22 protein-coding genes are annotated in these 22,105 nt (G+C 62.7%); 13 read left to right on the plus strand and 9 right to left on the minus strand.

Translation table 11 applies throughout. The features are described from left to right. Nucleotides 1-140: 140 nt before the first annotated feature. Nucleotides 141-1,184, minus strand: coding sequence for a rod shape-determining protein (locus tag AAIL66_RS21555; protein ID WP_003059473.1), 1,044 nt, complete (start codon nucleotides 1,182-1,184; stop codon nucleotides 141-143). 212 nt (nucleotides 1,185-1,396) lie between these two features. Here AAIL66_RS21555 and gatC point away from each other — a divergent pair, with 212 nt between their 5' ends. From gatC to AAIL66_RS21580, 5 genes are all read left to right on the plus strand, one after another. Continuing rightward, nucleotides 1,397-1,696 (plus strand): Asp-tRNA(Asn)/Glu-tRNA(Gln) amidotransferase subunit GatC, encoded by a 300-nt coding sequence (gene gatC / locus AAIL66_RS21560; RefSeq protein ID WP_003070403.1) that lies wholly within the window; start codon nucleotides 1,397-1,399, stop codon nucleotides 1,694-1,696. A gap of 21 nt (nucleotides 1,697-1,717) precedes the next feature. Continuing rightward, entirely contained in the window at nucleotides 1,718-3,208 is a 1,491-nt protein-coding gene (gene gatA, locus AAIL66_RS21565) for an Asp-tRNA(Asn)/Glu-tRNA(Gln) amidotransferase subunit GatA (protein WP_224649543.1), read from the plus strand. A 150-nt stretch (nucleotides 3,209-3,358) separates the two neighbouring features. Continuing rightward, complete coding sequence (gene gatB, locus AAIL66_RS21570) at nucleotides 3,359-4,816, plus strand: Asp-tRNA(Asn)/Glu-tRNA(Gln) amidotransferase subunit GatB (RefSeq protein ID WP_343497718.1); 1,458 nt, start codon at nucleotides 3,359-3,361, stop codon at nucleotides 4,814-4,816. A gap of 157 nt (nucleotides 4,817-4,973) precedes the next feature. Beyond that, nucleotides 4,974-5,666 carry an excinuclease ABC subunit A gene (locus AAIL66_RS21575; RefSeq protein ID WP_343497719.1) on the plus strand — a complete coding sequence of 231 codons (693 nt, stop codon included), beginning with the start codon at nucleotides 4,974-4,976 and terminating at the stop codon, nucleotides 5,664-5,666. A 1,109-nt stretch (nucleotides 5,667-6,775) separates the two neighbouring features. Continuing rightward, complete coding sequence (locus AAIL66_RS21580; protein ID WP_343497720.1) at nucleotides 6,776-7,588, plus strand: alpha/beta fold hydrolase; 813 nt, start codon at nucleotides 6,776-6,778, stop codon at nucleotides 7,586-7,588. A 43-nt stretch (nucleotides 7,589-7,631) separates the two neighbouring features. Here AAIL66_RS21580 and AAIL66_RS21585 read toward each other — a convergent pair whose 3' ends face one another. The 4 genes from AAIL66_RS21585 to serA form a co-directional block, all read right to left on the minus strand. Next, complete coding sequence (locus AAIL66_RS21585; protein ID WP_343497721.1) at nucleotides 7,632-7,970, minus strand: YegP family protein; 339 nt, start codon at nucleotides 7,968-7,970, stop codon at nucleotides 7,632-7,634. Between the two features lie 122 nt (nucleotides 7,971-8,092). Next, the gene (locus tag AAIL66_RS21590) at nucleotides 8,093-8,917 is read right to left on the minus strand and encodes a hypothetical protein (protein ID WP_343497722.1); all 825 of its coding nucleotides are present in this window, start codon (nucleotides 8,915-8,917) and stop codon (nucleotides 8,093-8,095) included. Continuing rightward, on the minus strand, nucleotides 8,914-10,914 hold the full coding sequence (locus AAIL66_RS21595) for an oligopeptide transporter, OPT family (protein WP_343497723.1): 2,001 nt from the start codon (nucleotides 10,912-10,914) through the stop codon (nucleotides 8,914-8,916). The genes AAIL66_RS21590 and AAIL66_RS21595 overlap by 4 nt, the downstream gene beginning before the upstream one ends. Before the next feature lie 157 nt (nucleotides 10,915-11,071). Then, complete coding sequence (serA, locus tag AAIL66_RS21600) at nucleotides 11,072-12,301, minus strand: phosphoglycerate dehydrogenase (RefSeq protein WP_034357918.1); 1,230 nt, start codon at nucleotides 12,299-12,301, stop codon at nucleotides 11,072-11,074. 276 nt (nucleotides 12,302-12,577) lie between these two features. Here serA and AAIL66_RS21605 point away from each other — a divergent pair, with 276 nt between their 5' ends. From AAIL66_RS21605 to AAIL66_RS21625, 5 genes are all read left to right on the plus strand, one after another. Next, nucleotides 12,578-13,615 (plus strand): hypothetical protein, encoded by a 1,038-nt coding sequence (locus AAIL66_RS21605; protein WP_034357916.1) that lies wholly within the window; start codon nucleotides 12,578-12,580, stop codon nucleotides 13,613-13,615. Nucleotides 13,616-13,715: 100 nt separating this feature from the next. Next, nucleotides 13,716-14,291 carry a nitroreductase family protein gene (locus AAIL66_RS21610; protein WP_343497724.1) on the plus strand — a complete coding sequence of 192 codons (576 nt, stop codon included), beginning with the start codon at nucleotides 13,716-13,718 and terminating at the stop codon, nucleotides 14,289-14,291. 134 nt (nucleotides 14,292-14,425) lie between these two features. Next, the gene (locus tag AAIL66_RS21615; RefSeq protein WP_241781237.1) at nucleotides 14,426-15,547 is read left to right on the plus strand and encodes an HPP family protein; all 1,122 of its coding nucleotides are present in this window, start codon (nucleotides 14,426-14,428) and stop codon (nucleotides 15,545-15,547) included. Nucleotides 15,548-15,637: 90 nt separating this feature from the next. Further along, nucleotides 15,638-15,856, plus strand: coding sequence for a hypothetical protein (locus AAIL66_RS21620; RefSeq protein ID WP_003070377.1), 219 nt, complete (start codon nucleotides 15,638-15,640; stop codon nucleotides 15,854-15,856). 86 nt (nucleotides 15,857-15,942) lie between these two features. Beyond that, the gene (locus tag AAIL66_RS21625; protein WP_034380913.1) at nucleotides 15,943-16,296 is read left to right on the plus strand and encodes a hypothetical protein; all 354 of its coding nucleotides are present in this window, start codon (nucleotides 15,943-15,945) and stop codon (nucleotides 16,294-16,296) included. Between the two features lie 11 nt (nucleotides 16,297-16,307). Here AAIL66_RS21625 and AAIL66_RS21630 read toward each other — a convergent pair whose 3' ends face one another. Continuing rightward, nucleotides 16,308-16,979, minus strand: coding sequence for a hypothetical protein (locus AAIL66_RS21630; protein ID WP_034357858.1), 672 nt, complete (start codon nucleotides 16,977-16,979; stop codon nucleotides 16,308-16,310). Nucleotides 16,980-16,987: 8 nt separating this feature from the next. Continuing rightward, nucleotides 16,988-17,689: an orotate phosphoribosyltransferase gene (pyrE, locus tag AAIL66_RS21635; RefSeq protein ID WP_045839220.1), complete on the minus strand. Its 702-nt coding sequence runs from the start codon at nucleotides 17,687-17,689 to the stop codon at nucleotides 16,988-16,990. Between the two features lie 10 nt (nucleotides 17,690-17,699). Here pyrE and AAIL66_RS21640 point away from each other — a divergent pair, with 10 nt between their 5' ends. Then, on the plus strand, nucleotides 17,700-18,503 hold the full coding sequence (locus AAIL66_RS21640) for an exodeoxyribonuclease III (protein ID WP_034357855.1): 804 nt from the start codon (nucleotides 17,700-17,702) through the stop codon (nucleotides 18,501-18,503). A gap of 211 nt (nucleotides 18,504-18,714) precedes the next feature. Beyond that, a complete protein-coding gene (azu, locus tag AAIL66_RS21645; protein WP_003070364.1) occupies nucleotides 18,715-19,170 on the plus strand; it encodes an azurin in 456 nt (151 codons plus the stop codon). A gap of 168 nt (nucleotides 19,171-19,338) precedes the next feature. Here azu and AAIL66_RS21650 read toward each other — a convergent pair whose 3' ends face one another. Then, nucleotides 19,339-19,794 carry an Lrp/AsnC family transcriptional regulator gene (locus tag AAIL66_RS21650; RefSeq protein WP_034380910.1) on the minus strand — a complete coding sequence of 152 codons (456 nt, stop codon included), beginning with the start codon at nucleotides 19,792-19,794 and terminating at the stop codon, nucleotides 19,339-19,341. A gap of 105 nt (nucleotides 19,795-19,899) precedes the next feature. Here AAIL66_RS21650 and AAIL66_RS21655 point away from each other — a divergent pair, with 105 nt between their 5' ends. Next, nucleotides 19,900-20,526, plus strand: coding sequence for a LysE family translocator (locus tag AAIL66_RS21655; RefSeq protein ID WP_087864106.1), 627 nt, complete (start codon nucleotides 19,900-19,902; stop codon nucleotides 20,524-20,526). Between the two features lie 138 nt (nucleotides 20,527-20,664). Here the strand turns inward: AAIL66_RS21655 and pntB are convergent, their stop codons facing one another. After that, nucleotides 20,665-22,080, minus strand: a complete 1,416-nt coding sequence (pntB, locus tag AAIL66_RS21660; RefSeq protein ID WP_343497725.1) for a Re/Si-specific NAD(P)(+) transhydrogenase subunit beta — start codon at nucleotides 22,078-22,080, stop codon at nucleotides 20,665-20,667. Between the last annotated feature and the right edge of the window lie 25 nt (nucleotides 22,081-22,105).

The following is a 22,105-nucleotide window of genomic DNA, read 5'->3' on the forward strand; positions in this document are numbered from 1 at the left end:
GCGCACGGCCTCCTGGATCAGAAGGAATGCAAAAAGAGAGCGCGGTATGCAGGCGTATCACGGACTCAGGCCCTGTTCATGGAAGTGGCTGCGGTACGCGCACTATGCCGCGTGCCGCAAAACACCACATTGCACAGCGATTAATCGCTGGTGAAGATGCTGCCCTGGCGATCCATGGTCTCCAGTGCCATGCCACAGCCGCGTACCACGCAGGTCAGCGGCTCCTCGGCCACCAGCACGGGCAGACCCGTCTCTTCGGCCAGCAGACGATCCAGATCGCGCAGCAGCGCACCGCCGCCGGTCAGCATCATGCCGCGCTCGGCAATGTCGGCGCCCAATTCGGGAGGCGTCTGCTCCAGCGCATTCTTCACGGCGGAAACGATCTGGTTCAGGGGGTCGGTCAGCGCTTCCAGCACTTCGTTGGAAGAGATGGTGAAGCTGCGCGGCACGCCTTCGGACAGGTTGCGGCCCTTGACTTCCAGTTCCTTGACTTCGGAGCCGGGGAAGGCCGAGCCGATCTGCTTCTTGATCAGTTCTGCCGTGGGCTCGCCGATCAGCATGCCGTAGTTGCGGCGGATATAGCTGATGATGGATTCATCGAACTTGTCGCCACCCACGCGCACCGAGCCCTTGTAGACCATGCCGCCCAGCGAGATCACGCCCACTTCGGTCGTACCGCCGCCGATGTCCACCACCATGGAGCCAGAGGCTTCGGAGACGGGCAGGCCCGCGCCGATGCCGGCAGCCATGGGTTCTTCGATCAGGTACACGGCCGTGGCACCCGCAGCTTCGGCGGCGTCCTTGATGGCGCGGCGCTCGACCTGGGTGGAGCCGCAGGGCACGCAGATGATGATGCGGGGGCTGGGCGTCAGCACCGAGCGCGGATGCACCATCTTGATGAACTGCTTGATCATCTGCTCGGTGATCACGAAGTCGGCGATCACGCCGTCCTTCATGGGGCGAATGGCTTCGATGTTGCCGGGCACCTTGCCCAGCATGGCCTTGGCTTCGCGGCCGACAGCCTGAATCACCTTCTTGCCGTGGGGGCCGCCTTCGTGACGGATCGCAACCACCGAAGGTTCGTCCAGAACAATGCCCTTGTCTCGGGCGAAAATCAGGGTGTTAGCTGTGCCAAGGTCAATGGCAAGGTCGGTGGAGAAGTACCGACGGAAAGCTCCGAACATTCAGGGTCCTCTCAGGCACGGCTTGCGCATCGGCTAGCCGTCGCCGGGATGTAAGGTAATGGAGTCTGGGTGGTGGGCATTTTTTGCACAATGACCAGCCGAACGGAGGTATTGCGGCAAAGCCGAGATAATACCGTATCCCCTGTGAATAACTTCTACTGTCAGGGTTAGAAACACTGCTTTACACGCGGCGGCCCTGTTAAATAATTTCTATGGCATTGAACGATCAAGACATTGCGCGCATCGCCAACTTGGCCCGCCTTGAACTGTCGCAAGACGAAAGTAAGCGCATGCTCGCGCAACTAAACAACTTTTTCGGCATCGTCGAAAAAATGCAGGCTGTGGATACTTCAGGCGTCAGCCCTCTGTCACATCCGGTGGCAGCCATCCAGGACGTCGCCTTACGGCTACGTGACGATTTGGTAAGTGAGGGCAATAACCGCGACGCCAACATGCAGAACGCCCCTGCAGCCGAAAAGGGTTACTTCCTCGTGCCCAAGGTCATCGAATAAACGCGCGGGACACATCAGAACATGAGCCAAACCGAACTCCACCAATTGAGCGTGGCCGAGCTGGCCGCGCAGCTGCGCGCCAAGCAGGTCTCAGCCACCGAAGCCGCCCAGCATTTCCTGGCCCGCGCCAAGCAGCACCAGCAGCTGGGCGCTTTTGTCGCCATCGATGAAGACGCCACCCTGGCCCAGGCCAAGGCGGCCGACGCCCTGATTGCCGAAGGCAAGGGCGGCAAGCTGGCCGGCGTGCCCATTGCGCACAAGGACATCTTCGTCACCAAGGACTTCCCCACCACCGCCGCCAGCAAGATGCTGGAGGGCTACAAGTCGCCGTTTGACGCCACCGTGGTGAAGAAGCTGGCCGATGCCGGCGTAGTCACCCTTGGCAAGCTCAACTGCGACGAATTCGCCATGGGCGGCGCCAACGAGAACTCGGCCGTGGCCCCCGTGGGCTTTGACGCGGCACAGCCCGTGCGCAACCCCTGGAACACCGAGCGCGTGCCCGGCGGCTCGTCCGGTGGCTCCGCCGCTGCCGTGGCCGCGCGTCTGGCCCCGGCCGTGACCGGCACCGACACCGGCGGCTCCATCCGCCAGCCCGCCTCGTTCTGCGGCATCACCGGCATCAAGCCCACCTATGGCCGCGCCAGCCGCTACGGCATGATCGCCTTTGCCTCCAGCCTCGACCAGGCCGGCCCCATGGGCCGCAGCGCCGAAGATTGCGCGCTGCTGCTCTCCGAAATGTGCGGCCCCGATCTGGACCGCGACTCCACCAGCCTGGACTACCCCGCCGAGGACTTCAGCGCCCGCCTGGGTGACTCGATCGAAGGCCTGCGCATCGGCGTGCCCGCCGAGTTCTTTGGTGAAGGCCTGTCCGACGATGTCCGCACAGCCGTCAACGCAGCGCTCAAGGAATACGAAAAGCTGGGTGCCAAGCTGGTTCCCGTGAGCCTGCCGCGCACCGAACTGTCCGTGCCCGTGTACTACATCCTGGCTCCGGCCGAGGCTTCGTCCAATCTGTCGCGCTTTGACGGCGTGAAGTTCGGCCACCGCGCCGCCAAGTACGAAGACCTCAACGACATGTACAAAAAGACCCGCGCCGAAGGATTCGGCGACGAGGTCAAGCGCCGCATCATGATCGGCGCCTATGTGCTGTCCGAAGGCTATTACGACGCCTACTATCTGCAGGCGCAGAAGATCCGCCGCATGATTGCCGACGACTTCCAGGCTGCCTTCAAGGACTGCGACGTCATCGCCGGCGCGGCCGCGCCGACGACGGCCTGGGCCATTGGCGGCAAGGCCGATCCCGTGAGCAACTATCTGGCCGACATCTTCACCCTGCCCGCATCGCTGGCCGGCCTGCCCGGCCTGTCCCTGCCCGCAGGCTTCGGCGACGGCGGCATGCCCGTGGGCCTGCAGCTGATCGGCAACTACTTCGGCGAAGCCAAGCTGCTGAACGCGGCCCACCGCTTCCAGCAAGCGACAGACTTCCACCTGAAGAGCCCTGTTGGCATTTAAATGAAACACCCCCTGAGTCGCTTCGCGCCTTCCCCCTCAAGGGGGACGACAGCCTCGCTGCGGGGCGGCCCTTGCTCGCTGTCCCTGGATCGGGCCGCGCCAGTTTCATGCGCGGCGCCATGGATACAGCCCACTTTTTGAAGCAAGAACATGACTGTGAAACTAATCAATGGCTACGAAGTCGTCATCGGCTTCGAAACCCATACCCAGCTGGCGACCAACAGCAAGATCTTCAGCCGTGCCAGCACCGCCTTCGGCGCCGAGCCCAACACCCAGGCCAGCGCCGTTGACCTTGCCCTGCCCGGCACGCTGCCGGTGATGAACAAGAAGGCCGTGGAATGCGCAATCAAGCTCGGCCTGTCGCTGGGCTCGACGATTGCGCCGCGTTCCATCTTCGCGCGCAAGAACTACTTCTACCCCGACCTGCCCAAGGGCTACCAGATCTCCCAGTTCGAGATCCCCGTGGTGCAAGGCGGTGAAGTCAGCTTCTATCTGGAAGAAGGCAAGAACAACGTCCTCAAGACCGTGCGCCTGGTGCGCGCCCACCTGGAGGAAGATGCCGGCAAGTCCGTGCACGACGAGTTCATCGGCCAGTCCGGCATCGATTTGAACCGCGCCGGCACGCCGCTGCTGGAAATCGTGACCGAGCCCGATATCCGCTCCACCGCCGAAGCCGTAGCCTACGCCAAGGAGCTGCACAAGATCGTCACCTGGATCGGCATCTGCGACGGCAATATGCAGGAAGGTTCGTTCCGCTGCGACGCCAACGTCTCCGTGCGCAAGCCCGGCCAGCCCCTGGGCACCCGCCGCGAGATCAAGAACCTGAACTCGTTCAGGAATATGCAGATCGCCATCGATTACGAAATCCTCTGGCAGATCGAGCAGATCGAGGACGGCCACAAGATCCAGCAGGCCACCGTGCTGTTCAACCCCGACACGGGTGAGACCCGCGCCATGCGCACCAAGGAAGACGCGGCCGACTACCGCTACTTCCCCGACCCCGACCTGCCCCCGCTGGTCGTGGCACCCGAATGGGTGGAGCAGGTCAAGGCCGAGATGCCCGAGCTGCCCCGCGCCATGGCCGCGCGCTTTGTAGCGCAATACAGCCTGCCCGAGTACGACGCCACCACGCTGACGCAAAGCCAGGCCATGGCCGGCTACTTTGAAGCCACCGCCAAGGCCTGCGGCCAGCCCAAGCTGGCGTCCAACTGGATCATGGGCGAGATCTCGCGCCGCCTGAACATGGAAGAGATCGGCATGGACCAGGTCAAGGTCAGCGCCGAGCAGCTGGGCACCCTGATCGCCCGCATCCACGGCAATGTCATCAGCAACAACTCGGCCAAGCAGGTGTTCGAGGCGCTGTGGACCGGTGAAGGCTCCGATGTGGACGCCATCATCGAAGCCAAGGACCTCAAGCAGTCCAACGACACCGGCGCACTGGAAGCCATCATCGACGAGGTGATCGCCGCCAACCCCGCCAACGTGGAGCAATACCGCGCCGGCAAGGACAAGGCCTTCAACGCCCTGGTCGGTCAGGTCATGAAGGCGTCCAAGGGCAAGGCCAACCCCGGCCAGGTCAACGAGCTGCTCAAGGCCAAGCTGGCCTAACTCTGTTACAAGCACGTCCCTCAAGGCGTGCCTCTGCCCCCAGATAATGGGAGCACGCTCCAGGGCCGCAGGCAGCATATGCCTGCGGCCTTATTACTTGCAGCTCATCCCAGTCCTCGGTCCCCATGCCCTGTGGCGCCCGCCCAGGAAAAAATCAGTGATCTTCTCGAACGCCTCACTCATCGAATCCGAAAAAGAGCGCAACCTCTGCAGCAAGTTTTTTGCCGGTTACTTTTTCAACGAATTCACGGCCGGCTATGCCAAGCGCATCGTCCAGTTCAACCGCTACATCCAGGAAGTCACGGGCCGCGAAGACCTCGGCCTTCAGTCCCCCCATATCTCCTTCGACACCCACGCCTACCTGTGCCACGAACGCCTGCGCAGCAAGCTGGCCGATGTGCTCATCTCAGACCCCGCACGGCAGGTCTTTCTGTTCATCGAGACCAAATACCTGAGCAACTGGACTTACGCCGCCGATGTGGCCAAAGGGCTGGAGCGGCTGGACAAGGTCTTCGACGCCGATAAGAAGTCCCATCTGGCAGACGCCCGCCAGCATTACTTTGTGCTGACTTCCAGGCGCAAGGAGGAAGCAGCAGGCCGCCCCGTGCAGCACTACGCCCCGGTGAATGGACCTATTTATGTTCCCACCCCTTCGCGCGCCGCAGAAGTGAGCGAGGGCGACGCGGCTGAGTCCGCGAAGCCTTCTTTCACCAGCCTGCTCTATTGGGAAGACCTGGCCCAGATGTGCGACCGCTCGGAAGTGCGCCAGTACATGGAGGCGCGGTTGAAGCTATGTGTCAGCAGCAGTCGGAATCAGCACAAGGCGGGGTACTTTTTGCCGGGGGCGTGATAGTTAGGTGTCTGCTCCCCTCGCAGGCGCAGCCGAAGGAACGAGGGCAGCAGGGTCAGGCTCTTTGCTTACTTTCTGGTGGTCCGGCATACCGGCAGCAGAAAGTAAGTCGGCATGGCGGACCGAGACCCGCCCTCAGTCCACTAATCAGGCATGTCGCTAAAACAGAGACTTCAAGCCAAATGAGCCTCTAGCTCAATCGCATCAACGTAGGCCGCTATCAAAAAAGCGCTTTTTTGTTGTACACGACAGAGGCCGGGTCTCGCCCCGGCAGGCGAGTTACCTTTCTTGCTCGCACAAGAAACGTAACCCCAAGAATGCGCCCCGACTGTCTGCGTCCCTACGCTTCGCTACGGGCAAACCTGCGTCACGCCATTCAGTCTGCGGTGCGGCAAAACTCGCTTTGCGCTGCGCGCGCCGCTCAAACAGGTTGCCGCAAGTCAGAGCACGATGCATTGGCACTCTTCGGTGCCAATGCCCGCAGCCCGAACCGCGCGCCGCAGGCGCTGACACACGGGTGGATACGGGAGCGTGCGGCCTGCGAGAGCCATGACGAAATTGGCTTCAAGTGTTTATTCCGATTGCAGTAACAGCTATCAATTTGACAAAGAAGCTAGCCCGCTCCCGGTATTGCCCCTTTTGCCCACGCCTGCGACGGCAGGCTCTTGGGGCTGGCAGTTGCACCGCAGAGTGCAACTGCATCGTCATCCAATCTGCGGCAACCTGTTTGAACGGAGCGCTGCAAGCGCGCAGTGAGTTTTGCCGCACAGCCCCAAGAGCTTGACGGCGCAGGTTGCCCGCAGGCGAAGCCGGAGGGACGGGGGCAGTAGGGGCTGGCTCTTTGCCGACTTTCTGGCAGCAGAAAGTCGGTCGGCAGGCGGACCGAGACCCGCCCTCTGCAAGCAAAGCAGGCATGCAATCAGCCTCGCCACATCAGGCAAACAGCTAAAGCATCACCACGAGCCAAACAAGCCCCAAACGTAGACATCACTCGCACCACCCGCTATCAATTCCTCAAACCACCGCTTACATAAAGCCGAGGTAAAGCGCACACCAAACCCACACAAATCTGCGCACAATCCGGCGCAAACCCCATATCTTTGCGCTCCATGTTCTCCAAGCTGCTCAAGCCCCTGCTCTGGCTGCTGGCCCTGTGCCTGGCGGTCTATATCTGTATCTGCAGCTATATGTTTGCGCAGCAGCGCCAGATGATTTTTCCGGGTGGCGGCACACGGGTGGCGGCCGAGAGCACCGATTTCTCGCTGCAGCGCGCCGATGTGCTGCTGCGGGGCTGGCAGCTGCACCCGGCCGACGGCAAGGCGCGCAATGCGGTGATCTACTTTGGCGGGAATGCCGAGAACATTGCCCACCGGCGCCAGCAGCTGTCGCGCAGCCTGCCGCACAGCGATATCTATATGCTGGCCTACCGCGGCTACGGCGCCAGCGAGGGCGAGCCCACGCAAGAGCTGATGGAGCTGGATGCCGCGGCCTTGTTCGACGAGGTCAGGCGCCTGCACCCCGAGCTGCCCATCACCGTGATCGGTCGCAGCCTGGGTACGGGCGTGGCGGCTGCCGTGGCCGACCTGCGCCAGCCGGACCAGTTGGTGCTGATCACGCCCTTCGACAGCATTCTGAACACGGTGCGCGGCATGTATGGCTGGCTGCCTGTGGAACTGCTGCTGCGCGACCCATTCGACTCTGCCGCGCATCTACGCAATTACCATGGGCCGATTCTGGTGCTGCGCGCCGGACGCGATCAGGTGGTGCAGCCCGAGCGCACTGACGCCCTGCTGCACGGCCTTAGGGACAAGGCTGTGCAGGTGCAGGAATTCGCCCTGGCGAATCACTCGACCATCTTCCGCGCCAACGGCTTCTGGAGCGCCATAGAGCAGTTCGTGGACGGGCATCACAAAGCGGCCTGAAAGGCCTCAGACGCTCCCAGCAGGTGCTGTCCGGCGATGCGTTTCAAGTGCCCGTCAAATTCTTGACGACCGTCGTCGCGCCGTTTTTCCTGACGGACTCGATGCCCGCATCGCGCGAGGCCGCCGAGGCATAGAGCTGGCTTGTGCCGATAACCTGATGGTTGGCCGCCTTGAGGTTGAAATGCTCCTTGCCGTTGCTGGCGGTCTTTTTCTCATAGCGCTCGGCCAGCGGGCTGTTGGTCTGCACCGAGGCAATGCCACTCTCGGCCGCCGCCCGTGCCTTGTACAGCTCGCTGGTGAGGATGATCTCGCCATTGCCGGCCTTCAGCACAAACCGGAACTGCCCATCGCTGCTCTTGCTCAACTCGAAATGACCTGCCATTGGTTTCTCCTTCAGTTGCAAAAAGCGGCCTGCGCCGCGGGGGTAGCCCGCACACTATAAAACCATCACCGCTGAAACCGGGCATCCCATGGCCGGCTCCGGCGGTGATGAATCCAGCCTTGTCAGCTTTTCATGGCGCTTTCATAGGGCGGCTGATCCAGCCCCATGCCTTCGGCCAGATTCTCGGCATAGCCCAGCATCAGCGTACGCCGAGATAGCAGCACAGACGCCAGCTGTACCCAGCCCGCATGTTCCCGCACCTCGCCCTGCCCCTGGCCGTAGAGCATGCGCAAATCCTCTATCAGCCGATCGACCAGCACCGCATCGGGCAGGCTGCTGCGCACAAACCCCATCCATGCGGCGCCCATGCCGAAGAAGCGATAGCCATATTGCACCGCAAGATGGCGGATGACAGCGTGGTTCTGAAAACTGTCCCAGTCCGCGCTGAAATAGCCGTTTGGCTGGCCCGCAATCATGAGCTCGTCGCTGGGCACGGGCAAACGCTGGACATAGACCACCTCGTCGAGCAGCACCTCGGGACTGCCGTTGGCCTGCAGCAGGGCATCTACATCCTCGGCCGCCAGCAGCAGCGTGCCGCAGACCTGCACCCAGTCCTGCACCAGCTCGGGCCGCTGCAGCTGCGCCACGCGGTGCTGCAGCGAAGCCAGCGTCAGGGCCTGCTCCTGCGCCGGGTCCTCCCAGTCCATGTCCTCGGGGTCATCCAGATACAGGCGCTCATCCTGGCTCGCATGGCCGCTGGTGTAGCTGCACTGGCTCACATCGTCCAGCGTGCACAGATAGCGATGTGCAGGGTCGGCGGCACGCAGCGCGTCCAGCCGCTCCAACACCTCGTCCAGCGTCTTGAACTCCTGCAGCCATTCATGGGCGAAGCCAAAGTTGCCCTGGCGGTATTCGGCCTGTTCCCCGTCGAATCTTCCTGTCTTCATTTGCGCAGCACCCGGCGATAAAAGAACACACACAGGCCCACGAAATAGGCCAGGCCCAGCCACATGGCGGGCGCAAAGCCTTCGCCGACCAGGGCCAGCGGCGCATCCTTGCCGCTGAAGCCTATGAGTGCCGCAATCAACAGGCCCATCAGGCTCTCGCCCACGATGAGGCCGGAGGCCAGCAGCAGGCCGCGCTCCTCGGCCGCCGCCGTCCAGTCCTTGCCGCCGCGCTGCGCATAGGCCTTGATGGCTCTGGCAATGCACCAGCCCAGCACCGCGCCTATGGTCAGCGTCAGGCCTATGGTGGGCGGCAGATAGATGCCCAGGCCCACGGCCAGCGGTGGCAGCGCACCCTTGCCGCTCTTGCGCAGGGTCAGATCGATCAGGATGACGACAATGCCCACGGCCACGCCCAGACCCAGCATGCTCCAGTCCAGCGAGCCCTTGAAGATGCCGCTGGCAATCTGCATCATCAGCGTGGCTTGCGGCGCGGCCAGGGCCTGATTCGGGTCCATGCCGGCACGCGGCATGCTGCCGGCAAAACCGTAGGCGTTGTAGAGCAGATCCAGCACGGGCGGTATGACCAGCGCGCCCACAAGGCAGCCGATGATGAGCACGATCTGCTGACGCCAGGGCGTGGCCCCCACCAGATAGCCGGTCTTGAGATCCTGCAGGTTGTCGTTGGAGATCGCAGCCATGGCCAGAACGGCCGAAACCATGAACAGCACCAGCGCAATGCCCATCTGCCCAGCGACGGCGCTGGTATAGGCCGGCACCAGGGCATGCAGCGCCAGCAGGGCCACGCCCATGAGCAAGGTGGCGATGATGCCGATACCCGAGATGGGACTGGCCGACGAGCCCACCAGACCGGCCATATAGCCGCAGGCCGCCGCCACCAGAAAGCCGAACAGGGCCGCGAACAGCACGCACAGGGCCGCCAGGCCGTAGCGCGCGCCGGCGGCCAGATCGGGCATATGCCCGGCGATGAAGTCATTGACCACCAGGAACAGAACGCCCAGGGCGGCGGCTCCTATCGTCAGCATCCAGCTGCGCGGCATGTCCTTGTCGGTTTCATCGCCACCGGCACCCTCGGCGACGCTGCGTGCAGGCTGGTTGCGAATCGCCTGGACAATGGGCTTGGCCAGCGTGGCCACGGTCCACAGCGCCGAGATGCCGATGACGCCCGCCCCCAGAAAGCGGGCCTTGCTGCCCCAGAGCTGGGTGGACAGCTCGGAGAGCGCCTGGCCGGCCGCAGGAGAAGCCTGGGCCGTCAGCCAGGGCACGACCACGCCCCAGCACAGCGCCAGCCCCACAAGCACGGCAATGCCTGCGGCCGCCCCCATCAGATAGCCGGCAGCCAGCAGGGCGGGCGAAAAGCCTGCCGCCACGCGAAAGGCCACGCTGCCTGCGGGAATCCAGAAATTGAAGGCATCGCCAAGCAGGCGCAGACCGCCGCTGAAAAAGCCGAACAGCGCGGCCAGCCCCGTGCCCCAGCCCAGCTCGCGCAAGCCCGAACTGCGTGGCTTGCCCTGGTTCTCCGGATCGTGGAGATGGCGCTGCTCATCGCCTACGCGCAACACCTCGGCAGCAGCCACGCCCTCGGGATAGGGCAGCGCGGACTGCACCACCAGCACGCGGCGCAGGGGCACGGTGTAGAGCACGCCCAGTGTGCCGCCGGCCGCGCAGATCAATGCCGTCTGCCAGAACGGGAAACCCGTCCACAGCCCCAGCATGAGCAACGCCGGCAGCACAAAGATGACCGAAGACAAGGTGCCGGCCGCCGAGGCCTGGGTCTGCACCAGATTATTTTCAAGGATGTTGGAATCCTTGAAGCGATAGAGCAGCGCCATGGAGATCACGGCAGCGGGAATCGCCGAGGCAAAGGTCAACCCGACCTTGAGCCCCAGATAGACGTTGGCGGCGGTGAACGCCAGGGTGATGAGCGCGCCAAGCAGCACGCCACGAAAGGTGAACTCTCTCTTGATTGGTGTATTCATTGTGCAAGCGGGAGGGTCTGTAACGGCACAAGCCTAGCATCAGCGGCGCGCAACACCATGTCCGCCGCGCCCCTTCGGGCCAGCTTCTGGCATCGCCAATGGCCGGTCCATGAAAAAAGGAGACCAAGGTCTCCTTTTCCGTTCAGCGGCCAAGGCTTCAGAACAGCACGCGGCAGCGGATGGTGCCCGCAATCTGCGCGAGCTTTTCCAGCGCCAGCGCCGAGGACTTGGCATCGATATCGATCACCACATAGCCCACTTTTTCATCGGTACGCAGGTACTGACCTGCGATATTGATGCCGTTGTCGGCAAACACCTGGTTGATGGCAGAGAGAATGCCGGGACGATTCTCGTGCACATGCAGGATGCGGTTGTTGCCGGGGTGCTCGGGCAGCGCCACTTCGGGGAAGTTGACGGCCGATGTGGTCGTGCCGTTGTCGCTGTACTTGACCAGCTTTTCCGCCACTTCCAGACCGATATTGGCCTGCGCCTCCATGGTGGAGCCGCCGATATGCGGCGTGAGGATGACATTGTCCATGCCACGCAGCGGTGACAGGAATTCGTCCTTGTTGCTCTTGGGCTCCTTGGGGAAGACGTCGATGGCCGCGCCCAGCAGCTTACCGCTTTGCAGCGATTCCGCCAGCGCCTCGATATCGACCACCGTGCCGCGCGATGCATTGATGAGAATGCTGCCGGGCTTCATGGCGGCAATCTGGGCAGCCCCCATCATGCCGTTGGTGGAGGCCAGCTCGGGCACATGCAGGGTGACGATGTCGGACTGGGCCAGCAGCTCGTTGAGACCGCTGCTCTGCTGGGCATTGCCCAGCGGCAGCTTGGTCACCACGTCGTGGAAGATGACCTTCATGCCCAGGCCTTCGGCCAGCACCGACAGCTGGGTGCCGATGGAGCCATAGCCGACGATGCCCAGCGTCTTGCCGCGGATCTCGAAGGAATTCTCCGCGCTCTTCTTCCAGCCGCCGCGGTGGGAGACGGCATTCTTTTCGGGGATGCCGCGCAGCAGCAAAATGGCTTCGCCCAGCACCAGCTCCGCCACCGAACGGGTGTTGGAGTAAGGCGCATTGAAGACCACCACACCGCGCTCGCGCGCTGCGTTGAGATCCACCTGGTTGGTGCCGATGCAAAAGCAGCCCACGGCCACCAGCTTCTGCGCGGCCGCGAACACATCGGCCGTGAGCTGGGTGCGCGAGCGGATGCCGACAAAGTGCACATCGGCAATCTTGCGCTTGAGCTCCTCGCCGTCCAGCGCGCCGGTCAGTGCCTCCACATTGGTGTAGCCCGCGTCATGCAGCACCTTGAGCGCGGAGGGATGTATGCCCTCGAGCAGCAAAAACTTGATCTTCGATTTATCCAGCGACGTCTTACCCATGATCCAGCCTCGATCCATCAAAACTCCATTACAGCGGTTTCGTAATTCCGTTACAGGATCTGGGTGCATCGCCCCTTCATGAAGTGAAGAGGAGCAGCACCGGCGTCCCCGGCCCAAAAACGAGGGCTGGGCAGGACGGAAGCGTGCATTTGTCGACTCAGCTGTAACAAATTACGACTTTCCGATTCGCTTCCTACAATCGCGATCATTCACGCGCTTCCAATTTCATAGTTGAAAGTGCAGACCACTCAAGCTTTTTACAAGGATTTGCTGCCTATGCTGACCCTCTTGCGCCGCGCAGAAGATTTGCTGATTCAAGTTCTGCGTCTTGTCTTGCTCGCCTTTTCCATCTTTGTGCTGTTTGGCATGGGCCACTGGATCTGGGACCACTACAAGCCCAAGAAGCCCGATACCGCCACTGCCGGCGCAACGGCGCTGAACTGGAAGGATGCGCCCTACGACCTCAAGTACATGGAAGAAGAGACCGGTCGCGACCTGAGCGTACTCGGCAACGCCGTGCCCATGGAAAAGCGTCTGGCCGACCCCGCCCTGCGTCCGGATTTCCGCAAGGCCGACGGCCTGCTGCGTGGTTTCATCTATCGGGACACGGCTGCGCGCAAACGCGTAGAAACGGAAAACAGTAGCCAGGGGCTGGATCCCATCCACCCCCTGCTCAAGGGCGATGCCCTGCCCTCGGCCGACGATGTCAACCGCCAGATCAAGATGCGCGAGGCACGTGAAAACTCCTGCTGCGACAAGGAGGCTGCCGACGCGGCCGCTGCCGAAGTGGATGCCGCCTGGACGGCTCGCCGCATCTCGCTGACCCGCGAGGACCGCATGGCCCGTGCCGCCGCAGATGCTGCAGCCGATGCAGCGATTGCGGCAGCCGCCGAGGCTTCGGGCGAAGACGCCATGCTGATGGATCCGGTGAACCTGGCCTCCGAAATCAACGACCGTGCCCAGGCCGCCGAGATGGAGCATGGCGAGGGCTCGTATGCGGCCTACATCAAGGGGCTGCCCGTAGCGCTGGAGAAGGTGCTGGGCAACGAAAGCCTGACCAAGAAGCTGCAGCAGCAGTCCGCCCCGCAGATCGTCAATACCTTGCTGACCAACTACACACTGTCGTTCGACCGCACGGCCGCCAAGCTGCGCGGCGACAACCCCGATGAGGAAAAGTGGGAGTTTCTGGGCATGGACACGGCTTTTGCCACGCTGCTGATTTCCTGCCTGGTGATGGTGATGATGGCGCTGGTGATGTTCCGCATGGAGCGCCATTTGCGCGGTATCGGCGCGCAATCGGGTCAGAAGTCCTGATTTTCCGGCTCCGGCACAAAGGCCGGAGCTTGCGCTATGGTTTCGGGCCCGCCTCTGTACAGTAGGCGGGCCCTTTTCTTTTCAGTTCAGCGATATCACCATGAGCACCACCCGTAGCAGTACCGTCCCCGTCCACGCGCAATTCATCGAGCGCATGTCGCCGCGCGCCTTTGTGCCTGAAGCACTGAGCGCTGCCCAGATCGAGCAGCTGGTGGAAGCCGCCCGCTGGGCGCCTTCGGCCAGCAACAAGCAGCCCTGGCACTTTGCCTACGCCCTGCGCGATGACGCGAACTGGCAGGCGTTCTCGCAGATCCCCAACGAAGCCAACCGCCGCTGGTGCCTGAATGGCGGCGCGCTGATCGTGCTGCTGTCGGACAGGCAGGCTTCCGCCGCCAAGCACAGCTTCGACGCGGGCTGCGCCTGGGGCTATCTGGCGCTGCAGGCCCATGCCATGGGTCTGGCCACCCACGCCATGGGCGGCTTCTCTGCCGATGAAGCCCGCAAGGTGCTGAACCTGCCCGAGCATCTGGTGCCCGAATGCGTGATCGCCGTGGGCCGCCGCGCCGATGCCGCCACTCTGCCCGACGATCTGCGCGAGCGCGAGCAGCCCTCGGGCCGCAAGCCGCTGGCCGAAATGCTGAGTGCCGGAGCCGTTCAAGCCGCCGCAACCGCCTGAAGCGGCGCCAATCCCGCCAAAGCTCCACAACTCACCCTGTGGAGCTTTTTTTGACAGAATTGCCGCATTAATCAATACAACATTGCGGGAGCAGCTATCAAATTTGCGCCCCGTAGCCTGAGCCTATGTCCGTCATGCAAACAATGTGGCAGCGCCTGGGGCCGGTGGCCTCGCGCCCTTCTTGGAAAGAGCTGATCCGCGCCAGCATCGGCGCAGGTCTGGGTCTGGCGCTGGCCGGCATTCTGGTGGGGCTGGTCGAGCATTTCTTTCCCAACACCCTGTTCCTGTTCGCACCGCTGGGCGCCACCGCCGTGCTGGTCTTCGCCGTGCCCAGCAGCCCGCTGGCCCAGCCCTGGAACTGTGTCGTCGGCAACACCGTGCCTGCACTCTATACCTTGCTGCTGCTCTGGGCGTTTCCCACGCTGTCCCAGACCTCGCTGGCCGCGCTGGCCGTGGCAGGAGCCATTGCCCTGATGCTGCTGCTGCGTGCCCTGCACCCGCCGGGTGGCGCCGTGGCCTTGCTGACGGTACTGGCTGCGGCCCAGATGGCGCCACTGGGCTGGCATCTGCTGATTCCCATGGCCGTGCTCTCAGGCGTCCTTGCAGCAGTCGGAGTGCTCTACCACCGCGCCTGCGGCCGTCCCTACCTGCACCAGCCGCATCAAGCGGCCAAGACCCAGCGCCCCACCACGCGCCTGGCGCTGAGCGAGCAGGATCTGGAGCAGCTGTTGCAGCGCTTCGAGCAAAGCTACAACCTGACACCCGAGGATCTGGGCGAGCTGCTGGCTGCCGCCGAGGAGGAAGCCATCAAGCGCCGGCTGTCCAGCGTGAACTGCGGCACCGTCATGTCCGCCAAGCTCCTGACCGTGAGCCCGCAGACTCCGCTCGAAGAGGTCGCCGAGCTGTTTCACCGCCATCTGATCAAAAGCCTTCCCGTGGTCGATGCGCAAGGTGAGCTGATTGGCCGCGTGCTGCGCGCCGACCTGTTCGACTGGCTCTGGCAGGATCACCGCGCGCGCCAGCAGCAAAACCTCTGGCAGCGCCTGCGCAGCCGGCCATCCAAAGTGCAATCCGTAGCCCAGGAACTGATGCGCGCACCAGAGATGAGTGTGCAGGAAGACACACCCATGGGCGATCTGCTGCACGAGCTGGCATCGCACAGCGTGCAGTTCATTGCCGTGCTGCGAGGCAAGACCCTGGTCGGCGTCATCACGCGCTCCGACGTGATTCGCACCTTGCTCTCCATCAATCAATAGCCATGCGGGCAAAGGCCCTCTTGCCTGACACGGGCTGCTGGATAAACTATGGGCAGTACTGGTTTGATTGCCCGAAAAGGAGTTGCTGCCATGGACGCCGTGTTCACCCCAAACCTCGACAAGCTGCGCAACATCGTGCAAAGCTTTGGAGCCAGTTCCTTTACCGCGACACAGGTGGCCACGGAATATGAAGGCAGCACTGCCAGCAGCGAAATCACCAAGACCTTCGAAGAGCTGCTCGCCCACCACGCCACCGTGCTGGGCATTCAGTCTGTGCCGGGCCACCATGTGGTCTGGCGCGCAAACTGAGCCGCTGACAAGCCCCTTCATGCATGCCCACTTCGGTGGGTATTTTCTTTTTCATCCAGGGATCAACTGGGCTAAAGTGCGGCGCCATGTCGCTGATTCCTCTTTCGTTGTGGATGCCGCTGTCCGTTGCGGCCTGCGTGCTGCTGGTACTGGCCGCCGTGGGCTGGCTATGGCGTACCGCCCTGCGCATCCCCGCAGGCAGCCGTGACGGCCGCAATATGCGCAACATGGCCGCCATTGCCAGCGCAGGCCTGCTGCTATGGCTGGCCTATGGTTTGTTCAAGGGTTATGGGGCGCTGTGGCAAGCCGATGCGCTGATGCTCATGGCTCAGGCACCGTTGCTGGTGCAGATGCCCTTGATCATCGCCGGAGTGGCCTGGATTGCGACCCTGCTGCTGGGTCGGGTCATGGCCATGCACAAAGACGGCCACGAAGACTGAAGGCACAGCCGTCAGTGCGAGCGCGTTGCGGCCGGCTGCAGATCAGCCCATAGTTTGCGCAGCTGCTGCAGCTCGGCATCGAAGCGCTGGTTGATGCGCTGCTTTTCCTCTTCCTGCTGCTTGATGAAGCGCTGCTGCTCGGCCTGAGATTCCGTGTTGTCGTCCAGCTGGCGGCGCAGATTAGCGGGAGCCTTCTTCGGGTCGTTCTGATAGAACTCCAGCTCGGTATTGAGCTTGCGGCGGCGTTCCTTGAGATCGACCTGGCGCTGCTGGGCCACGCCGATCACATCGTTGACCTGGGCAATGGCCTCGGCTCTGGCGGCGTCATGCACGCCCTGATTGGGGAAGCGCGCCAGCATCGCACGGTCACGCGAGCGCTCCTCACGCAGGCGTTGCTGCTCGGCCTGGTCCTGGCGGCGCTTGGCCTCCTGTGCACTGCGCTCCTGATCGGTCAGCGTGGGGCCCACGCGGCGCAACTCGACGCCCGTGGTACCAAGCACACGCTGCTCGCGATCGACGCAGGAGGCAATAGGTCTGTCGGCCGTGATGCGCCGCCCATTGGCATCCGTGCAGGCGTAGATACCGCCGCTATTGGCTGGGGCCTGGGCTTGAGCCGGCATGGCGCCTGCCCAGACGGTAGCTACCACATACAAACTCAGTTTTGCATGCAAGGCCTGCTTCATTGGCGTGTTTATTCCTTGTCTTCAACACCATAACGCTGACGGTAGGCCAGCACGCGCTCATGATGCTCGCGGCCGGCATCCCCACCCTGCTGCTCGAGATAAAGCAACAGATCTGCCAGCTTGGCAATCGCACAGACCTGCATGCCCAGTTGATTGCGCACATATTGCACGGCGCTGTGCGGCACGTCCTGGCCATTCTCTGTCGCCATTTCCTGACGATCCAGAGCGATAGCCACGGCATGCGGCTCGGCACCGGCCGCCTTGATGATAGCAATCGACTCGCGCGCGGCCGTACCGGCCGACATCACGTCGTCAATGATGAGCACGCGGCCCTTGAGGGGAGCGCCCACCAAAGTACCGCCTTCACCGTGGTCCTTGGCTTCCTTGCGGTTGTAGGCAAAGGGTACGTTCTTGCCCTGCCGCGCCAGTTCCACCGCCACCGTGGCTGCCAAAGGGATGCCCTTGTAGGCAGGCCCGAAGACCATATCAAACTCCATGCCGCTGGCCAGAATGGCTTTTGCATAGAATTCGGACAGACGGGCCATCTTGGCGCCATCGTCGAACAGGCCGGCATTGAAGAAGTACGGGCTGATGCGCCCGGCCTTGGTCTTGAATTCGCCAAAACGCAGCACGCCCGCATCGACGGCAAACTGCACAAAATCCTGCGCCAGACGGTCTGCACCGCCCATTGGCTTCTCACTCACCACCATGGATTCATCCTTGTTCAAATTAACCAGCCTCAACCTCAACGGTATCCGCTCTGCCACGACCAAAGGCGCCGAAGCCTGGATCGAAGCCACTGCGCCGGATTGTATTTGCGTCCAGGAAATCAAGGCCCAGGCTTCGGATATGGCCGGGCGCTTCGAGGTGTTGGCCGGCATGAAGGGCTACTTCCACTTTGCCGAGAAGAAGGGCTATTCGGGCGTGGGCGTCTATACCCGCCACGAGCCCAGCGATGTGGTCGTGGGCTTCGATATCGAAGAGTTCGACGCCGAGGGCCGCTATGTCGAAACCCGCTTCGACACGCCAGGCCGCAAGTTCTCCGTCATCAGCGCCTACTTTCCCAGCGGCAGCTCGGGCGAGTTGCGCCAGGAGGCCAAGTTCCGCTTTCTCGCCAAGATGCACAGCCACCTGATGCACCTCAAGGCCGAGCGCGACTTCGTGCTCTGCGGCGATATCAATATCGCGCACCAGAAGGAAGACCTGAAGAACTGGCGCGGCAACCAGAAAAACAGCGGCTTCCTGCCCGAAGAGCGTGACTGGATGAGCAAGTTGCTGCACAAGACCGAGGCCAGCGGCGGTCTGGTCGACGTCTATCGTCAGCTTCAGCCCGACACCACGGATGCCTGCTACACATGGTGGAGCAATCGGGGCCAGGCCTATGCCAACAACGTGGGATGGCGACTGGACTACCACCTGGCCACACCGGCGATCGCGGCCCTGGCCCGCACCGAGTCCATCTACAAGGGCGAGAAGTTCTCGGACCACGCGCCCATCACCATTGGTTACGACATGGCGATCTGAAGCGCGCAAGCAACGCCGGCAGCGACCTGCAAGGCAGTGAACGCACGCATGTTCGGCGAATTGAGTTAGCGCAAGGTGCAACAGTACAACCCATGCGAGCATGAGTTGTACTGAGCCGGCTGGGCAGGTTTCCGAAAGAATGAACTGCGGAACCTGGAGGGCGACAAGGCCACAGCGGTTCCCGTTTCGCTTTTAGGAAAAGGAATAGCCAATGAAGAAGATCCTGATGACCCTGGCCCTGTGTGCAGTCGGTGCCCTGAGCGCACCCGCCATGGCGGCAGGCTGCGAAGCCGTCGTTGAAAGCAACGATGCCATGCAGTTCAATGTCAAAAGCATCGATGTGCCCAAGTCCTGCAAGAAGTTCAGCGTGACTCTCAAGCATGTGGGCAAGATGCCCAAGACCGCCATGGGCCACAACATCGTGGTCAGCACCGCTGCCGACATGCAGGCCGTGATCACCGACGGCATGGCCGCTGGTGCTGGCGCCGACTATGTGAAGGCCGGCGATGCACGCGTGCTGGCTCACTCCAAGGTGATCGGTGGCGGCGAGACTACCAAGTTCGATATCGATGCGAGCAAGCTCAAGGCTGGCACTGACTATGCCTTCTTCTGCTCCTTCCCCGGTCACTCGGCCCTCATGAAGGGCTCGCTCAAGCTGGGCTCCTGAGCTCCGAAGCTCCCGATTCAGGAGCTTGCAGCGCTTCCCTCATATAAGTTTTGAAGCCATTCAAACTGAAAGACATTAAAGGACAAGCGCCAGACGCTCTGAAATATGGAGCAAAATCAGCTGTACCAAAGCGCCTGTGATTCGCGTCACAGGCGCTTTTTTCATGGCTTATTCCATCGCAGACGTCAGCGGCCTGTTGATCACCACATGCTTCATCACCAGCGTGGAAGTCATGCGCAGCACGCCGGGCAGCCGGGTCAGCTGCTCGTCATAAAGCCGCTGGTAGGCAGGCAGATCGCGCACCACGACCTGCAGCAGATAGTCGGGATCGCCGAACAGGCGCTGGGCCTGCACCACATTGTCGAGCCGGGCCACGGCGTCCTCGAACGCAGGCACGGACTTGCTGTCCTTGAGCGTGACAAAGACCAGGGACGAGAAATCCAGCCCCAGCGCCGCGGGGTCCAGCTCGGCGCGGTAGCCGCGAATCACGCCCGATTCCTCCAGCGCACGCACACGCCGGTGGCAGGGCGACAGGCTCAGGCCCACCTGCTCGGCCAGCTCGGTCACCGTGAGGCGGCCATTGTTTTCGAGCGCAGCAAGAATTTTTCGATCCAGCGAGTTCACGAGGCAGTTTCTTCCAATTTCAAGCCGATATGCGGCGAATATTGAGAGCACATTCTCTCTCCTCTTCCATATTCTCTCGGCATCAACGCTTTTCGAGGGAATTTCGTGTCCTACGCCGCCTTGACCGCCTTCTGGGCCGTCTCCTTTCTTCTGGTGCTCACGCCCGGGGCCGACTGGGCCTATGTGATCTCGGCCGGTCTGCGTGGCCGGCGGCTGGTGCTGCCCGCCACGCTGGGCCTGGCCTGCGGCGCGCTGCTGGCCACGCTGGCCGTGGCTGCAGGCGTGGGCGCCCTGGTGGCGCGCAACCCGGCCCTGCTCACCGCCTTGACGGCCACCGGCGCGCTCTACCTGGCCTGGATGGGCGTGGGCCTGTGGCGCAGCCCGGCAGCCATAGGCAGCGCCGGCGATGCCGAGAGCGGCACGCGCTGGCACTGGACGGTCAAGGGAGCCAGCGTCAGCGGCCTCAACCCCAAGCAGCTGTTGCTGTTGCTGGCCTTGCTGCCGCAGTTTGTGCGGCCTGCCGAGAGCTGGCCGGTGTTTGCGCAGATCATGGCTCTGGGCACCGTCCATGCAGCCAGTTGCGCCGTGGTCTACTTCGGCGTGGGCTGGGGCTCGCAAAGCGTGCTGCGCTCGCGCCCCGCCGCCGCGCTTGCCGTCTCGCGCCTGTCGGGCACGCTGATGCTGGTGATTGCCGCCGTGCTGCTCGGTGAAATCGCCGTTCAGCATCTCTGACAGCAAAAATGCCTGCGGCCAAAAACCGCAGGCATTTCAAGAATAGGCATATGCCACAACCCGGGACACCGGGCTCCCGCATTGCAAAGCAAGGCGGCAGAGGGGGCAGAGCGCCTCAGCAGAGGCCACTCCATCTCATCAGCTCTTCAGTGCCCCCAGCACCTCATCCAGCATCTTCTTGGCATCGCCAAACAGCATGCGGTTGTTGTCCTTGTAGAACAGCGGATTGTCCACGCCCGCATAGCCGGAGGCCATGGAGCGCTTCATCACGATCGAGGTCTTGGCCTTCCAGACTTCCAGCACCGGCATGCCGGCGATGGGGCTCTCGGGATCGTCCTGGGCTGCCGGATTGACGATGTCGTTCGCGCCGATGACGATGGCCACGTCGGTCTCGGGGAAGTCTTCGTTGATCTCGTCCATCTCCATCACGATGTCGTAAGGCACCTTGGCCTCGGCCAGCAGCACGTTCATGTGGCCGGGCATGCGGCCCGCCACTGGGTGGATGGCAAAGCGCACATCCACTCCCTGCTCGCGCAGGGTCCGGGTGATTTCATTGACGGTGTGCTGGGCCTGGGCCACGGCCATGCCGTAGCCGGGCACGATGATGGCGCTTTTTGCCTCGCGCAGCATCTCGGCGGTCTCGGCTGCACTGACGGGCGCCACTTCGCCCTGGGGCTCTGCGGCCGCAGAAGCATCGCCCTTCTTGGCGGGAGCACCGGAACCAAAGCCTCCGGCAATCACGCTGATGAAGTTGCGGTTCATGGCCTGGCACATGATGTAGCTCAGGATGGCACCCGAGGAGCCCACCAGCGCGCCGGTGACGATCAGCAGGTCATTGCCCAGCATGAAGCCGGTCGCCGCCGCAGCCCAGCCCGAGTAGCTGTTGAGCATGGACACCACCACGGGCATGTCGGCTCCACCAATGGCCATGACCATGTGCACGCCGAACAGCAGCGCAATGACGCTCATCACGATCAGCGGCAACATGCCGTCAGCCACGGTTTGGGCATGCAGAAACTCGCGCCCGAACCAGATCACCACCAACAGCGCGAGCAGATTGAGCCAGTGGCGTGCGGGCAGCAGCAGCGGCTTGCCGCCTATCCTGCCGTTGAGCTTGCCGAAGGCAATCAGCGAGCCCGAGAAGGTGATGGCACCGATCAGGATGCCCACGTAGATTTCCACCTCGTGAATGGCTTTTTCTGCACCCGCCAGCTCGATGGAGGTATCGACATAGCTGGCAAAGCCCACCAGACAGGCGGCCAGGCCGACCAGGCTGTGCATGAGGGCGACCAGCTCGGGCATCTGGGTCATCTTGACGACCTTGGCCGCATACAGGCCGATACCGCCACCGACCACCAGCGCGCCGACGATCCAGGCGATGCCGCCGGCATCGACGCGTGGGCCGAACACGGTGGCCAGCACGGCTAGCGCCATGCCGACCATGCCGAACAGATTGCCGCGGCGCGAGGTTTCGGGGTTGGACAGGCCACCGAGGCTGAGGATGAACAAAATGGCAGCCCCCAGATAGGCCACCGTTGCGAGACTTTGGGACATGGTGTTTCTCTCTTGTGCTCGTTCT

This window comes from Comamonas sp. F1-6 (assembly GCF_039581415.1).
GTDB lineage: Bacteria > Pseudomonadota > Gammaproteobacteria > Burkholderiales > Burkholderiaceae_C > Comamonas > Comamonas thiooxydans.

What these genes read in the sequence shown, in the direction of transcription:
- AAIL66_RS21620 (WP_003070377.1), top strand. Translation starts at nt 15,638, where the DNA reads ATGGACGCCGTGTTCACCCCAAACCTCGACAAGCTGCGCAACATCGTG.
- AAIL66_RS21585 (WP_343497721.1), bottom strand. Translation starts at nt 7,970, where the DNA reads ATGGCAGGTCATTTCGAGTTGAGCAAGAGCAGCGATGGGCAGTTCCGG.
- serA (WP_034357918.1), bottom strand. Translation starts at nt 12,301, where the DNA reads ATGGGTAAGACGTCGCTGGATAAATCGAAGATCAAGTTTTTGCTGCTC.
- azu (WP_003070364.1), top strand. Translation starts at nt 18,715, where the DNA reads ATGAAGAAGATCCTGATGACCCTGGCCCTGTGTGCAGTCGGTGCCCTG.
- AAIL66_RS21605 (WP_034357916.1), top strand. Translation starts at nt 12,578, where the DNA reads ATGCTGACCCTCTTGCGCCGCGCAGAAGATTTGCTGATTCAAGTTCTG.
- AAIL66_RS21555 (WP_003059473.1), bottom strand. Translation starts at nt 1,184, where the DNA reads ATGTTCGGAGCTTTCCGTCGGTACTTCTCCACCGACCTTGCCATTGAC.
- AAIL66_RS21590 (WP_343497722.1), bottom strand. Translation starts at nt 8,917, where the DNA reads ATGAAGACAGGAAGATTCGACGGGGAACAGGCCGAATACCGCCAGGGC.
- AAIL66_RS21630 (WP_034357858.1), bottom strand. Translation starts at nt 16,979, where the DNA reads ATGAAGCAGGCCTTGCATGCAAAACTGAGTTTGTATGTGGTAGCTACC.
- pntB (WP_343497725.1), bottom strand. Translation starts at nt 22,080, where the DNA reads ATGTCCCAAAGTCTCGCAACGGTGGCCTATCTGGGGGCTGCCATTTTG.
- gatC (WP_003070403.1), top strand. Translation starts at nt 1,397, where the DNA reads ATGGCATTGAACGATCAAGACATTGCGCGCATCGCCAACTTGGCCCGC.
- gatB (WP_343497718.1), top strand. Translation starts at nt 3,359, where the DNA reads ATGACTGTGAAACTAATCAATGGCTACGAAGTCGTCATCGGCTTCGAA.
- AAIL66_RS21610 (WP_343497724.1), top strand. Translation starts at nt 13,716, where the DNA reads ATGAGCACCACCCGTAGCAGTACCGTCCCCGTCCACGCGCAATTCATC.
- AAIL66_RS21615 (WP_241781237.1), top strand. Translation starts at nt 14,426, where the DNA reads ATGCAAACAATGTGGCAGCGCCTGGGGCCGGTGGCCTCGCGCCCTTCT.
- AAIL66_RS21625 (WP_034380913.1), top strand. Translation starts at nt 15,943, where the DNA reads ATGTCGCTGATTCCTCTTTCGTTGTGGATGCCGCTGTCCGTTGCGGCC.
- AAIL66_RS21595 (WP_343497723.1), bottom strand. Translation starts at nt 10,914, where the DNA reads ATGAATACACCAATCAAGAGAGAGTTCACCTTTCGTGGCGTGCTGCTT.
- pyrE (WP_045839220.1), bottom strand. Translation starts at nt 17,689, where the DNA reads ATGGTGGTGAGTGAGAAGCCAATGGGCGGTGCAGACCGTCTGGCGCAG.
- gatA (WP_224649543.1), top strand. Translation starts at nt 1,718, where the DNA reads ATGAGCCAAACCGAACTCCACCAATTGAGCGTGGCCGAGCTGGCCGCG.
- AAIL66_RS21580 (WP_343497720.1), top strand. Translation starts at nt 6,776, where the DNA reads ATGTTCTCCAAGCTGCTCAAGCCCCTGCTCTGGCTGCTGGCCCTGTGC.